This window comes from Bradyrhizobium sp. CSA112 (assembly GCF_029051645.1).
Classification (GTDB): domain Bacteria; phylum Pseudomonadota; class Alphaproteobacteria; order Rhizobiales; family Xanthobacteraceae; genus Bradyrhizobium.
Genome location: NZ_JAACFS010000006.1, coordinates 122,389 through 135,631 on the forward strand (window position 1 = coordinate 122,389; position 13,243 = coordinate 135,631).

The following is a 13,243-nucleotide window of genomic DNA, read 5'->3' on the forward strand; positions in this document are numbered from 1 at the left end:
GGCTCCGCCCGATGTCGCGGCGGAGCTTGCGAGCAGGAACCGGCTGCTCGCGTTCGAGATCATCTCTCGCCTTGAAATGGGGACAATCTGCCAATCAGGCGTGCTGCGTCGCAGCGAACAGGCAACCCTTGCCGCAGCGCGAGAAGTCGTTGTGATAAGCGCAGTCACCGCAAAGCTTGTCGTCACCTATTATGCTGTTGGTCTGACCAGCCAGTGGGGCGGGAAAGCGGTTCAACCTCGCACACGGCCTCGGTGCGCGTAGGTCACGTCGACTTCTTTGCCACACCGAGTGCCATGCGCTGAGCCGACAGATCGCAATCAAACAGCACGTCATCCTCGATCATGTGCACGCGCACCGGCATACGGTGGGCCTGATCGGCCCGCTCAAGCGGCGGCAACTCGATGCCAGGACCTCCGGCGCCCAACATGACGGGCGAGACGGTTATATGCAGGCGATCGAGACATCGGGCCGCGATGAAACGCGAAAGGGTGTCAGCGCCGCCCTCGATCAACATGCGGCGCATCCCCGCCCGTGTCAGCGAGGCTACGATGGCGGACGGAGCTATATTTCCGTCTTTGGCCGGCAAGGCCACAACTTCGACCCCGGGAGGCGGCGTGCAACGTGTGCCCTCTGCCGTGATTAGCAGGCGGCGAACACCATCATCAGCGAACAATCTCGCATTGGCGCCGAGGCGACCTCTTGGATCGATCACTGCACGCGCCGGCTGAGGGCCAGCTACTTGTCTGACCGTCAATTGCGGATCGTCAGCGACAGCAGTGCCAACGCCAATGACGACAATGTCGACAAGCGCACGCAGCCGATGGAGGTGCTCAATGCCAGCCGGACAATTGATATACTTTGAATGGCCGGTAGCCGTCGCGATGCGTCCATCGAGCGATTGGCCGACCTGCCCCACAATCACGAGATCGTCCACTCCCCCGTTGCGCAATGGACCAAAGAGATCCGCCCAAGCTTGAGGAAGGGGCTGCTGTCCTCTACGAAAACGCTGGACAAAGCTATCCCATGCATCGGTAGACGCGAATTCACGGGTGCGTAATTTGCCAAGCAGCACGGCAGAGATCAAAATTCGGAACCTATGAACGATCAATGGCACTATCGGCCACTCGGCCGCAAAAATCCATCTGATTTCTAGCGGAATGATTCTAGGCTCGCGGTGTTCTACGAACGCCCGGTAAGAGAAGGTCACCCGCGAATGAGCGCCGTGCATTCGTCTGCAAATTCAGCCCTGCTTGGCAATAAGGAATGCATCCGTGTTAGCCGCGCTTTGAGCGAGCTGCAGGCGCGAAGACCGATTCGTATTAGTGCATCTGGCGAATCCTTGCTCGCTTTGCCCGTCGACGGGCTTGACGAACAACGGTTGGGTGATTTTGCGGTCCTGTGCAGTCCGAACGTGCCGAAACTCGTTATCACGCAACAGCGAGCGCGCTCGATCGGTATCAAGGCATCGACAGCAATGGCGTTACCGATGTCCCGGGTGGTCGGCGTGAGCACTATCTTCGACCTCGCTGCCAATGCTGGAAACGAGGGGAGGCTGCAAGTCGTGCTGCCACGGCGGCAATTCGGCTCGCTAAGTTGAGCCGCAGCCTTCCGGCGGTTCTCGCAGCGAACGTGATGCCGAACCGCAATGACGACTTGACGGACCTGATCGTTACGGTTGAAGCGGACGCGGTCAATCGGTTTGCCGCGGACGCGACGAATGCATTTGCGCTCGCGAGTGAAGCAACGATTCCGCTGGCGTCGGGCACAGCGGCGCGCTTTGTCGTATTTCGGGACGCTCTCGGCGCGGATCAGGTCGCCATTATTGTCGGAAAGCCAGATTTTACCCAACCTGTTCCGGTTCGGCTTCATTCGGCATGCCTGACCGGAGACGTGTTCGGCTCGCGGCGATGCGACTGTGGTGACCAGCTTCGGCTCGCCCTCGCCGGCCTAGAAAGCCTCGGCGGCGGCGTCATTTTATATATGGCACAGGAAGGTCGTGGTATCGGCCTTGCGAACAAGATGAGAGCCTATCGGCTGCAGGACAGCGGGCTCGATACGCATGATGCCAACACGACGCTTGGATTCGAAGACGATGAGCGCGACTATGCCGTTGCTGCGCTGATACTGCGAAGTCTGAACTGCACGCGGATCGTCCTGCTCACCAACAATCCAGCCAAGCTGGACGGACTCACAGAAGCCGGAATCGATATCGCTGCCTGCGTCGCGCTTGAAGCGCCGGTCACCGCCTACAACAGGCGGTACCTAACGACGAAGGCGGTACGCTCCGGCCACAAAATCATTAATCTGAAGGCTTCGGTTTGCGAAAAGTCCTAAGCTTGCGATGCTTCCATTCGCTTCGAGCGATATCCTACCTTGCGCGATGACATGCTAGGCCGCGTTTTGCGCCTCGATGACCTCGCTAGTGAACGATCCTGAAGGCGTCGTGCTTGAATACGAGGTTATTGACGCTTGATGACGAAACCGGGGAAGGATGCTGACGGCATCGCCAGAACCGAGGCACGACCTATGCCGGGCGTGATGTTGACGATCCGGACAGGCCGCAAATCGAGCGCGCTCGCGCTGCATTGAAAGCAAAATGGCCGCAGGTTGCTCAGCGGCCCACCGACAAAAGTAATTCTGCCGTACTGAAATCGTCGCCCTCGGTGCTGGTGGTACTGTAACTCAGCTCTGTTTCAATTTCATTTCGTCGCTCCCCCGTATGACTACCGGGCTTGGCAAAAATGATGCAGCCAGGGAGCGGCTGAAGGTGCTCATCGACGAGATGGAAAGCCAGTTGACCTCGGAACGATCGCGGGCGCAGCGCATTGGCTCGATCGCGTGTCCGTGGAAGTAGCGGCACGCGCTCGGTCGGCCTCAGTCGAGACCCTGGCCCAGGCTGGGGCCACCTTCCAGCCGCTATCGGCGGCCTCGGCCCTTCCATCTTCCTCACGGACGGCAAGCGCTTCGGTGAACTGACCGACTGGTTCGATTGAGGATGCCCAAGGTGTGCGAGACCAAGCCCCCTATTTCGGCGGCTGCAGCGCCTTCAAGATGCTCGCAACCACCGGCGACTTCATTGGGTCCGGCCGCTCACAGTTGAGGCACTGAAAGGTGCGTGGAGGCATGCCGCTGGGTTGAAGTTCCAGCGCCATAGGGTGCTGGCAGATCGGGCAAATGGGCCCGCCTTTCGAGTTTGACATACGCTTCCCCGGCCCACGCGGTTACCTTTGAATGCTAGGGGGGTTTCCGGTTCCCCGTCTGTCCGATGTCAGACAGACTCCGGAGTTGAACGGATTTAACTGTCGGGCGTGCTGGGTCGGGAATGCGGAGCAGCCTGCCCGGTAGCGCCAAGGACGGCCTCAGCGGTCGAGACCTCCACGCCCCCAAGCTGGGGCCGTTCTTGGTAACTCGCGGCCGTGCTGGCGAAACTCCGGAGCGGCTTTCGCCGCGCCGGAGTCCGAGTGGTCTGGACGCCCCGGTGCTTCGGGTCACCCATCACCACCACTCCGTAAAATACGCCTGCTTGTGTCCAGTTCCCGACAGTCAGACAATCAGTATCAAACCTCGAAGCTCCGGCATCGCAAGAAAAGGGGCCGCCAACAGAGGCGGCCTTACTCCTTCTGATCAGCGAACAAGTTTTCCAATGACTGAGGAGGTTGCAGTCCGGGCGACGTCAGCCACTTGTTGATCTGCGATGCCGTCTCGGCCTGGCGGGCTCGCTCCAAAAATCGTTCTCGGGCCATGCTGCCAGGGGGTGCTGTTCGGCCGCCTCTCTGAATTTCTGTGCTTCTTTCGCTAACCGCTCTTCAAAAGTCGCCGTGTGCCTGATCCGTTGTCGCGTCCTCATGGCGCGGTCCTCCGAACAAATTCCGAGCCTATAAATTGCAACGCATTCCGTCAGTTCCGCAGTCTGTCCGGTCGCCGACACGCCAACGATCAAAAGCAAAATAGCCTGGCGTGCTGACCTAATTGGGACACCCGCAAATTCAAACGAGGACGGAAACCAATTGCTGATTGCCCAGTTTTCCCGATACTCCATAGCAGCCGCAGGGCGGTCCCAGCTTTTCTCCTGTTGCCACGAAGCTGGGGCCGTTCTGTTGAACGACGCCGCCGACTGAGTGGCCTCTCGTCATCTCGATTTAAGGGGATGTCAGCGTCCGCCAGAGCGCCCGTCTGCGGCGCCGTCGCCGCAGCGAAATTGCGCCACCGCTGCGATCTGCAGATGTGCGAACTTCCATTTTCGCTCTCAGATTTTGTTGAGCGCCATGACGCGCCCGATCGGCGTCAACTGACCCTGCGCCTGGTTTGAACTTGATTCGCATTTCTCGCAGGAATGCCTATTTTTCCCGCATGCTTAAACCCGTATTTGAACCCTGCATTCCAACCCCGCAACCAAGGCGCCTGCCCGCGCCGACTGGATCCACGAAATCAAGCACGACTGCTACCGCGTCCAGCTCCATACCCACAAAGATACGATTAAGATTTTCACCCGGCGCGGGCAATGATTGGACCAGACGCTTCAGCAAGGTCGCGGCCGACGCCTACTGATCAACGCTGGCAGCGCGATCATCGACGGCGAGGTGGTGGCGCCGGCCGCCGATGACACCACGGATTTCCTCGGTGCTGCAGAACGAGCTGCCCGGCAAGTCAACACGGATCGTCATGGTTGCTTTCGACCTGATCTATCTCAACGCCCAGGACCTGCGGAAAGCTGCCGCTGATCGAGCGCAAGGCACATCTTAAAAAATTAATCGAGAAGACGGCAATCCAATTTAGCGAAAGTTTCGAGGTCGGCGGCAAAGAGATGTTCGCGCACGCCTGCAAAGTCGGCCTCGAAGGCGTCGTCTCCAAAGTCCGCGACAGCCGCTACCCCATCGGGGCGCGGCCGGGATTGGGTCAAGAAAACCTGCGCCCAGCGCGAGACGCTGACCATCGCGGGCTTTGCCCTCGACGCCAACAAGTGGGACGGCATCTATGTCGGCCGCCGCAAGGGTAAGGGCCTGATCTATGCCGGTAAAGTCGACCACGGCTTCGACAAGGTGTCTGCCGCCGATCTACGGAAGCGGCTGACGCCGCTCATCCGCAAAACCCAGCCCTACACCAAGCGCATCGCTCACCGGGGCATCTGCGTCGAACCGGAGCTGATGGCCGAGATCGAATACCGGGCGCAATCGGCCGAGGGCAAGGTGAGGCATCCGTTCTTCAAGGGACTGCGGGAGGACCTCTGATGAATACGATCTGGATTTACGTTGATACCAGCAAACCGGTTGGCGATGTTGACCCACCTCAAGGTGTTCGCAAGGCCGGGCCTTGCCGATGAGTGGTTACAGGAGAACGATCCGGAAGGCGTCGCGTTTGAATACGAGGTTATGGGCGTTGTAGATGATGCAACCTGGTAAGGGCGCGCCCACCTCTGAATGCTGGGGCGGTTCCCGGTTCCCCGTCTGTCCGACATCGGGCAGACTGGGTCGTTCTTGGTAACTCGCAGCCGCCAACGGAGGCGGCTTTACTCCTTCTGATCGGCGAACAAGTTTTCCAATGCCTGAGGACGTTGCAGTCCGGGCGATGTCCAGCCACTTGTTGATGTGCGATGCCGTCTCGGCCTGCCGGGCACGCCGCAAAAGCAGCTCCCTGGCAGTGCCCCCGACAGGTTGCTTTTCAGCGGCTTCTCTAAATTTAGTTGCTTCTTCCGCCAGTCGCTCTTCAAACGTCTTCTCGTGTTTGATGCGCCCCGTTTTCCCATGGCGCTGCCTCCCTACGAGGCCATTTAAAATTCCCCGCCGTTCATCCGTCTGTCCCGTACCAGACTCTACATCGTGTTTCGGGAAAAACCGGAACGGGAGCAGCCGGAGTGCGTTTTAGGTACGCGCCGGCTTTGCCGCCTGGCGCATTGGAATGACGGCCCCAGCCCCATCAGCCCCCCTGCTGGGGCCGTTTCTTTTCTCAAACGAAAGCCCGGCTTTGGGCCGGGCGAATCGAAAACATTTCGAACGTGATGAAACGCGAACATCGTAGAGATACCAGTGTCGGTTCGCTTTGTAACTTAGAATGTTAAATTCATCCGACTCTCAGATTTTCAGCGGACGTCTTGCCACGGTTGCTCATTTCTTCGTAGCTCACCTTGGCACCCTCATTGAGGCTGCTCAGTCCCGCCTTTTCTACGGCCGAGATGTGAACGAAGACATCCTTGCCGCCGCTGTCGGGTTGAATGAAACCATATCCCTTCGTCGGGTTAAACCACTTCACAGTACCTGTCGCCACTGACGATCTCCCTTTGAGCTAATGGTGACAGCCTAAATCGATAGCGCAGGGCCCCGCAACCCTCCCCAAAGGCCAACTATCGCAGCCACTCACACCCAGCCTGAACAGGCCATTCTGGACCCGAGTGGTAAGGCCCGGCGCATGTCGTCCGGAACCCGTCGTGCGTCGGGCCGCCTTCGACCTTCCGACCTGCAGCCGAAGTTATTTCAGGTCTGCGGCCATCGGGTATCCGCCCGCGGTTCGGACGACGGCGCTGTAAGCGGGAGAACGTTGCAACGCTGATCCCGAAATGCTGCACGGCGCCTCAGGGATTTGGAACGACCTAAGGCGATCCGACTTAAGGCAGCAGCCTCAAGCACTCGTTCCAAGGACGCCGCAATGCTCAACGCTGCCCAGTGCCAAGCGCTCGCCAAAGAATATAAACACCTCGCACAAAAACCGGATATTCCCGCCGACCAGGTGACTCTGTTGAACAACGTCGCGCAAAGCCTCAAGCGCTTGGCCACCCAGCTCGATATGCTTGCCGCTAACGAGCGCGATGGCAAAAGGTCGCTGCAGTGCGCCAATTCAGAACGCCCCGGCGCGGGACCGTAAAAGCCGCGTTACAAGTGTTCGGTGGAAACCTGCAGCCAGCAAGACAAGGCCACAACGAAAAGCGCGGCCGGTGGCCGGGCGATCTTTGATAATTTCAGGTGCTGAAACGGGAGCATTCAAGCATTCGCAGTTCAGTGTGTCTGTCTAGTAGCTGACGGAAGATGAAGGCTTTCGTAAACCGTAGAATATGGATCGCTACGATGATCTTTTTGTCCGAACACCCGCGCAGAAATGAATTATCCCAAGTGGGTCCTGCCGCTTGCAGCTTTTCCTGCCGCGACGCAATTGAATGCTCAAGAGCTAAGGCCCAGCGCCGCGAGGCAATAGGGGCACGGCGCTGGGCTTCCAGCAATGCTAGTGTCTATCGGAGAGAACCCACCACCTAGCATCGCCGGAATGGATCAACACAATCCGCTAGTGCACTACACGAAGAAAATAGTAGCTGATGCCACCGAGCACGATGACCGTAGGGACGGCCGAAAGAATGAATACGGGCATGGTTTCCTCCTTAACGATAAGAACGGAGGAGAAACCGGAAGCTATAAATTGACTCCACACAAAGCGAATGGTTCCTAGCGCTTCAACAAGATCGAACAGAATGAATCGAGAAAACGGCCCCAGCTGTATCTTCACGAGCTGAGGCCGTGCAAGCTCACGTTTCTGACTAAGTATCTCACCGATACGATCGACTAATCCTGCAACACGTCCAACGTTCCTAAATTCCTGCGAGAGCATCAGACATTGTTTGCCCGGACCCGCTTCATGATCGCCCCATGAAAAAGGCCCCACCGTGATGGGGCCTTGATCAGCCGAAATATCGGATGCTCAGTTGTAGTCTGAATACTTGAATTGCGGCATCGCCTTGAGCTGCTCCTTAGAGCCGCTCATCACGGCGTGGTCTGGCGTCCAGTCGTTCGCATCAGCGGTACGTGCAGTCGTCGTGGTGGTTGTGGCCGCGCCGGTCGTTGTTTCCTTGGTCGTCGTCTCGCGCGTCGTCGTTGCCGGCGCCGTCGAGCTGGTCCGCACCGGCTCCTCCATGAATTTGAGCTTGTCCATGGAAACAGCGATGTCGTGCTCGCCCATGCCCAGGAAGCCGCCGACACCGATGACCACGGCATTGACCTTGCCGTTCTTGTCCAGGATCAGTTCGTTGATGTCGCCAAGCTTTTCATTGGCTTCGTTATAGACGTCGAGGCCCATGAGCTTGGACGCGCGCCAGTTTCCCTTGAGCGCCATCTTTTCCTGCGAGCCGACAGTCGTCGCGGCAGGAGCCGCGCGATCCGTGGGCTGGGCGGTTTGAGCATAAGCGGGAGCACTGAAGACGGCGGCACTCAGGAGAGCCGCGGCTAGGACTTTCTGCATTGTATCCTCCTCCGAAAGGTTGATCGGTGCTTCTAGAACGGAACGCGCGAACGAATGTTCCTAGCGTTTCGGAGTAGTTCGAAGTACGCCGGGAGCAAGCGGCGCAGGAGTCCGTGATCGGCGTGAAGACGACCTTTCCCGGATTCGTCGAACCCGCGCTGGCGACCTCGAGCGACAAGGTGCCGTCCGGCGATCGCTGAATTCACGAGATCAAGTTCGACGGCTACCGCGTCCAGCTGCACATCCATAACGACGCCATCAAGGTCCTCACCCGCCGCGGCAACGACTGGACCAGGCGCTTCAGCAAGATCGCGGCCGACGCCTACCTGATCAACGCCGGCAGTGCGATCATCACGGCGAAGTGCTGGTGCCAGCGGCTGGCGGCACCACAGACTTTTCCGTGCTGCAGAATGAATTGCGCGGCAAGTCCAGCCGGCTCGTCATGATTGCCTTCGATCTACTCTACCTCAACGGCCACGACCTGCGAAAACTGCTGCTGATCGAGCGCAAGGCGCACCTGAACAAACTGATCTCGAGAAGACCGCGATTCAATTCAGCGACAGTTTCGAGATCGACGGCAAAGAGATGTTCGCGCACGCCTGCAAGGTCGGCCTCGAAGGCGTCGTCTCTAAAGTCCGCGACAGCCACTACCCATCGGGGCGCGGCCGGGATTGGGTAAGAAAACTGCGCCCAGCGCGAGATGCTGACCATCGCGGGCTTTGCCCTCGATGGCAACGACTGGGACGGCATCTATGTCGCCCGCCGCAAGGGCGATGACCTAATCTAGGCCGGCAAGGTCGATCACGGCTTCGACAAGCAATCATCCGCCGAGCTGCGCAAGCGCCTGACGCCACTGATCCGAAAAACCCAGCCCTACACCAAGCGGATCGCGCACAAGGGCATCTGGGTTGAGCCGGAATTGCTTGCCGAAATCGAGTACCGAGACAAATCGGGTGAGGGCAAGGTGCGCCATCCCTTCTTCAGAAGCCTACGGGAGGACCTTTGATGGACGAATTCGATCGCTTCTGGGAATGGGCAAACAAGCCGCTCGACAGCGGGCTGACGATCCCGGCCGACATTCATCACACGGTCATGTCGCTACCGCCGGAAGCGCGGCGCGACCGCGACAAGGTCAATGAGGCCCTGGTACAAGAGACCGCCGGCGGAAATTTCGCGCTACACCGGCCGTAACTCGGACAGACGAGTACGCCTGAGCCCGCCGTCGGGCCACTGGGGACGAGTGGTGAAACGATCGCAAAAAAATCACGTTCAGCGAAATGCACGAATCAGGTTCGCCGCGTCTTGGTCTACTGTTCCGATTACAAATGCAGGCACTCAATAGAGATAGACGCTGATATGTGGCCGGTGGTCGCAACATTGGCGCGGAACATCCGCGAGCACCGGCCATTGTCCTGTACGCTTAGCCGAGGCGCTACCGGAGGAACGAATTCATGGCATACCAACCCAATCCGAACGATCCCCATCGTGCGGGCCGGAGTGAAGAGGAAATGCGGCGTCGCGATAATGAGCTGCAAGCCGATCCCCAGCTCGCCGAAGGTCCCGCCAGCGGCACCAAGGTCGCAATCTACGCCATCGCCATCGCAGTTGTGCTGGGTGTCGTGTTCTACGGGCTGAATAACAACAGTGTGGACCAGGCGGGCACCACGCCGCCCAGCGAGACCGCGCAGCAGACCCAGCCGGCCAACCCTGCGGGACCTTCGGGCAAGACCAACACCGAGCCCGGCACGACCACGGGAGCAGCGACGACGAACCGTCCGACGCCGCCGTCTCCGAACCCCACAGGTACGGAAGTCGATCGCAGCAAACAGTAAAGGTCAATAAAAATGGCCCCAGCGCGAGGCATGCGCCGAGGCCAATATTACCTTCCTAACAGCGGGATAGGGGTAGTGGGTACCCCATCCGGCGTTCCGATAAAGCGGGAAAAGATTGGCAACCTCTGCCCAATAGGTGAACAGAACGCGGAAGATCGTTGAGCCCCGCAGCCCTGCGTCGGGGCCGTTCTTAGGAGCCTGCAGCGTTGCTGAGAGTCGAATCCATCGCTCCTGGGGATCGTGGAAACAAGCCGGGAGAAAGTGGCGCTCCCAGCTACCTCCGTGCTGGGACCGTTTCTCATCAGAGCGATCAGATACGCTCTACCACAACTTCCAAATAATTTGGTTGAAGTCACGGGCTGACATATGCGAGCGCGGATAAACGCCCTCGCCGACCACCCGCCGTGATTCCCTGAAACACGACCGGGTCGCCGGCAGGCGTGAAGCCTGAGACGAGACCGACGTGACCGCCGCCTCGGCGTCTTGTCACCACCGTCGCCCCGACCTCTGGTCGATCTGCGCGACCTCGGCCAGGTGATGGCACATATTGACGATCAGGACATCGGACTGAGAGCACTTCACCGGATGCTCGGATGGGAGCGGCGATGTCAAAGCTCAACTGGCTCGCTGCGCCGTGTGTTACTTGCCTGCTAATAATTCTGCGTCGGTCCAACGCTACCGGCCATGCCAGCACCGCGAGCTCCCAATGGTTCGGCCGCTCCCGTCGTCGTGTCGCGTGCGGTCTGGTGCTCCATTTCGGCGTTCCGTTCGGCCCCGATCAGGATCACGATCGCAGACAACCAAATCCAGGTCATGAAGCCGATGACCGCACCCAAGGACCCGTAGGTCCGATTGAAGCTCCCAAAATTCGCAGCGTACCATGAGAATAGCATGGAGACCGCAATCCAAGCGAAAGCGGCGAACGCGCTCCCCCACGTGATCCACCTCCATCGCGGCTTCTCGCGCGATGGTCCGTAGCGATAAACAAGAGCAAGCGCCAACGTGAGGACGGCAAACAGCGCCGGCCAGCGACCGGCCCACACAAGAAGTTCTGTCAATTCCGACAAGCCTAGATACTTGAGTGCGGACGGCAGAACGACCAAAGCGGCGATGGCAACGAGCACGAAGACAATGCCGGCCGCGGTGAACGCAAGCGAGATGGCGTTCAGCTTGATGAGGCTTCGCGCCTCTGTTTCGGCGTACGCGACGTTGAGCGTGTCGAAGACCGACCTCATCGCCGCGTTCGCGCTCCACAAGGATACGGCAAGTCCGACGATGAAGGTCAGCCCGAGCGTGCTGCCACGCTGGGATGCGACCCGGGTGAGTTCGTCCCGGATGACATCGATCGCGCCTCCTGGCAGCAGGCCCGACAGCTTCTCCAGGTGAACGGTGAGCGTTGCGGGGTCCGAGAACAGCCCATAGATCGCGACCAGGGCCGCGATGGCAGGAAATATGGCCAGCAGAGTGTAGAACGTCACGCCGGCGGCCAGAGCAATGATCCGATGTTCGGAGATATTGTGAAAAAACTGGAGCAGAATGTCCTTCCATCCGCGCGCTGAAATCTCCGAGGGCGCGCTTGCGAGACGGCCGCGCCCTTCATCCGGTGCCCCCATATGATCGACTGGTACCGGCGACAGCCGCCGCGGCCGAAAGCCGGCTACGAACAGGGCTATGGTGGTCACGGTAGCCCAAATCGGCGGGCGGTCGTCTATCCGTGGAAGTTGCCCTTGGTCAGAGGGGCGCATTTTCGGCCTTCCATGGTTGTCCTGTCCACTCGGGATCGGCCTGTTGCTCGGGCGCCAATTTGGCTTCATGGGCTTTGGCGTGTCCGGCCATCTCGTCCTTCGAGCCGCCCTCCCCCTTTCCTGCCAGCTGTTGGGCTTCGTCCTGGACTGCCTCAACGACGCGCTCGCCGGCCTCCTTCACGTCTTGGTACTGCTCCGACGCAACGTCCTGGGCGCGTTCCTTCACCCGATCGCTTGTCTGCCCCATCAGCTGATCTTCGGTTTCGGTCGCTGGCAGCAAAGCCCCGATCATTGCCCCGACCGCAACTCCAAGCCCCGTTAGCATCAGCGGCTGTTCGCGGCAGAGATCGAGAAAAGTGCTGCCCGTCCGCCACGTCCGTTGTCCGACGGCTTTCGTTGATTCCGAGAGCGTGGAGGCCGTTCGGCGTGCACTGTCGGCGGCCGCTTCGTATCCTGCGGCGGCGGAGCGCTGCACGGAGTCGGTCATGGATCCGGCAGTATCTCGCATTGCGCCGGCGGCATCGGAGGTGGCCTGCTGCGCCGACTCAGCCACCGAGCCGGCAGCTTCCCGCATGCTGCTCCCCGCCTCGGTGGCGGACTCTCTGGCGCGCTCGGCGGTCGAGCTGAGGTTCGCGCTCGCCTCCTTGCCGAGCCGGGATGCCGCGTCGCCCCATTCGCTCTTCTTGTCGGATGCCGTCCTGCTGGCGGCATCGGTCGCTTCGCGCATGCTGTCCGCTGCGTCCCCCGCGACATTACGCAGATGGTCTGCGGTCCCACGCATTAAGCCGCCGGCCGAAGTCCCGCGCGAGCCCAGCATGAGCCACGCCAGACCGGCGCCGATCAGCGTCACCGGAAGCGGATTGCTGACGGTCTGGTCCTTCAAGTTCCGCATGAAGGCTGCGCCGGTGCCGCCGCTGACGCGGTCGACCATTTGGTCGAGCACGTGTCCGGGAGTCATGCACGCGCGCAGCTCGTCCAGGGTGCTTGATATCTCGGCTCGGGTTTGCTCAGTCTCTCGTTCAAGCTGCTCGGCGTGGCTCATGGTCCCGTCTCACTTGTTCCTTTGCCACCGATGCATCCCGCTGGAGCTGGTGGACGGTTTTGTTCGGCACAATATTTTCGATTTTCAGTCGGCTGACGCCGATCAACAGGAGAACGATCCCGACGATCAAGACCGCTCCCCCGACCGAGAGAGCGGACCAATAGGACGCCATGCCGTAGCGGTCGGTGAGCGCGGCGACTCCCGCCTGAAGCAGGATGACCAGGGCGGGAATCAGGAGCGCGGCGCCTCCGACGATCAGGCCGAGACCTCGACCGATGCTGAGTATGTTCTCCGACATCTCAGTGCGGGCGAGCTGGGTCTCTTTGCGAAGGAGCGTCGTCAGTTGGGAGAAGAGATCGCCGATGATTTCAGGTACCGACCTCGGATGGTTCGAAAAGGGCATGAC

12 protein-coding genes and 2 pseudogenes are annotated in these 13,243 nt (G+C 59.8%); 7 read left to right on the forward strand and 7 right to left on the reverse strand.

The features are described from left to right. Nucleotides 1-263: 263 nt before the first annotated feature. Nucleotides 264-1,085, reverse strand: coding sequence for a RibD family protein (locus GWE18_RS14750; protein WP_275186456.1), 822 nt, complete (start codon nt 1,083-1,085; stop codon nt 264-266). Between the two features lie 129 nt (nt 1,086-1,214). Here GWE18_RS14750 and GWE18_RS14755 point away from each other — a divergent pair, with 129 nt between their 5' ends. From GWE18_RS14755 to ligD (GWE18_RS14765), 3 genes and pseudogenes are all read left to right on the forward strand, one after another. After that, on the forward strand, nt 1,215-1,598 hold the full coding sequence (locus tag GWE18_RS14755) for a hypothetical protein (protein ID WP_275186457.1): 384 nt from the start codon (nt 1,215-1,217) through the stop codon (nt 1,596-1,598). A gap of 35 nt (nt 1,599-1,633) precedes the next feature. After that, entirely contained in the window at nt 1,634-2,335 is a 702-nt protein-coding gene (locus tag GWE18_RS14760) for a GTP cyclohydrolase II (protein WP_275186458.1), read from the forward strand. Between the two features lie 2,039 nt (nt 2,336-4,374). After that, nucleotides 4,375-5,229 (forward strand): annotated as a pseudogene (gene ligD / locus GWE18_RS14765) (non-homologous end-joining DNA ligase). Between the two features lie 829 nt (nt 5,230-6,058). Here the strand turns inward: ligD (GWE18_RS14765) and GWE18_RS14775 are convergent. Beyond that, complete coding sequence (locus GWE18_RS14775) at nt 6,059-6,262, reverse strand: cold-shock protein (protein ID WP_247777924.1); 204 nt, start codon at nt 6,260-6,262, stop codon at nt 6,059-6,061. 378 nt (nt 6,263-6,640) lie between these two features. On the opposite strand from GWE18_RS14775, the gene GWE18_RS14780 reads away from it, so the two are divergent. Then, on the forward strand, nt 6,641-6,856 hold the full coding sequence (locus GWE18_RS14780) for a hypothetical protein (RefSeq protein WP_275186459.1): 216 nt from the start codon (nt 6,641-6,643) through the stop codon (nt 6,854-6,856). A 414-nt stretch (nt 6,857-7,270) separates the two neighbouring features. On the opposite strand, the gene GWE18_RS14785 is transcribed toward GWE18_RS14780, so the two are convergent. Continuing rightward, nucleotides 7,271-7,591: a hypothetical protein gene (locus GWE18_RS14785; RefSeq protein ID WP_275186460.1), complete on the reverse strand. Its 321-nt coding sequence runs from the start codon at nt 7,589-7,591 to the stop codon at nt 7,271-7,273. A 90-nt stretch (nt 7,592-7,681) separates the two neighbouring features. After that, nucleotides 7,682-8,218, reverse strand: a complete 537-nt coding sequence (locus GWE18_RS14790) for a PRC-barrel domain-containing protein (protein ID WP_275186461.1) — start codon at nt 8,216-8,218, stop codon at nt 7,682-7,684. Between the two features lie 113 nt (nt 8,219-8,331). On the opposite strand from GWE18_RS14790, the pseudogene ligD (GWE18_RS14795) reads away from it, so the two are divergent. The 3 genes and pseudogenes from ligD (GWE18_RS14795) to GWE18_RS14805 all read left to right on the forward strand — a co-directional run bounded on the left by ligD (GWE18_RS14795) (nt 8,332) and on the right by GWE18_RS14805 (nt 10,050). Next, nucleotides 8,332-9,224, forward strand: a pseudogene (ligD, locus tag GWE18_RS14795) (non-homologous end-joining DNA ligase). Beyond that, the gene (locus tag GWE18_RS14800; RefSeq protein ID WP_275186462.1) at nt 9,224-9,409 is read left to right on the forward strand and encodes a hypothetical protein; all 186 of its coding nucleotides are present in this window, start codon (nt 9,224-9,226) and stop codon (nt 9,407-9,409) included. Before ligD (GWE18_RS14795) ends, GWE18_RS14800 begins: the two are co-directional and overlap by 1 nt. A gap of 260 nt (nt 9,410-9,669) precedes the next feature. Further along, a complete protein-coding gene (locus GWE18_RS14805) occupies nt 9,670-10,050 on the forward strand; it encodes a hypothetical protein (RefSeq protein ID WP_275186463.1) in 381 nt (126 codons plus the stop codon). Nucleotides 10,051-10,700: 650 nt separating this feature from the next. Here the strand turns inward: GWE18_RS14805 and GWE18_RS14810 are convergent. The 3 genes from GWE18_RS14810 to GWE18_RS14820 form a co-directional block, all read right to left on the reverse strand. Continuing rightward, nucleotides 10,701-11,687 (reverse strand): YihY/virulence factor BrkB family protein, encoded by a 987-nt coding sequence (locus GWE18_RS14810; protein ID WP_275186580.1) that lies wholly within the window; start codon nt 11,685-11,687, stop codon nt 10,701-10,703. Nucleotides 11,688-11,781: 94 nt separating this feature from the next. After that, entirely contained in the window at nt 11,782-12,837 is a 1,056-nt protein-coding gene (locus GWE18_RS14815; protein ID WP_275186464.1) for a DUF3618 domain-containing protein, read from the reverse strand. Beyond that, entirely contained in the window at nt 12,815-13,240 is a 426-nt protein-coding gene (locus GWE18_RS14820; protein ID WP_275186465.1) for a phage holin family protein, read from the reverse strand. The genes GWE18_RS14815 and GWE18_RS14820 overlap by 23 nt, the downstream gene beginning before the upstream one ends. Nucleotides 13,241-13,243: the final 3 nt, after the last annotated feature.

Bases quoted from the DNA above. Each gene is read 5' to 3' on its own strand.
- GWE18_RS14755 (WP_275186457.1), top strand. From the start codon at position 1,215: ATGAGCGCCGTGCATTCGTCTGCAAATTCAGCCCTGCTTGGCAATAAG.
- GWE18_RS14760 (WP_275186458.1), top strand. From the start codon at position 1,634: ATGCCGAACCGCAATGACGACTTGACGGACCTGATCGTTACGGTTGAA.
- GWE18_RS14780 (WP_275186459.1), top strand. From the start codon at position 6,641: ATGCTCAACGCTGCCCAGTGCCAAGCGCTCGCCAAAGAATATAAACAC.
- GWE18_RS14785 (WP_275186460.1), bottom strand. From the start codon at position 7,591: ATGCTCTCGCAGGAATTTAGGAACGTTGGACGTGTTGCAGGATTAGTC.
- GWE18_RS14790 (WP_275186461.1), bottom strand. From the start codon at position 8,218: ATGCAGAAAGTCCTAGCCGCGGCTCTCCTGAGTGCCGCCGTCTTCAGT.
- GWE18_RS14800 (WP_275186462.1), top strand. From the start codon at position 9,224: ATGGACGAATTCGATCGCTTCTGGGAATGGGCAAACAAGCCGCTCGAC.
- GWE18_RS14805 (WP_275186463.1), top strand. From the start codon at position 9,670: ATGGCATACCAACCCAATCCGAACGATCCCCATCGTGCGGGCCGGAGT.
- GWE18_RS14815 (WP_275186464.1), bottom strand. From the start codon at position 12,837: ATGAGCCACGCCGAGCAGCTTGAACGAGAGACTGAGCAAACCCGAGCC.
- GWE18_RS14820 (WP_275186465.1), bottom strand. From the start codon at position 13,240: ATGCCCTTTTCGAACCATCCGAGGTCGGTACCTGAAATCATCGGCGAT.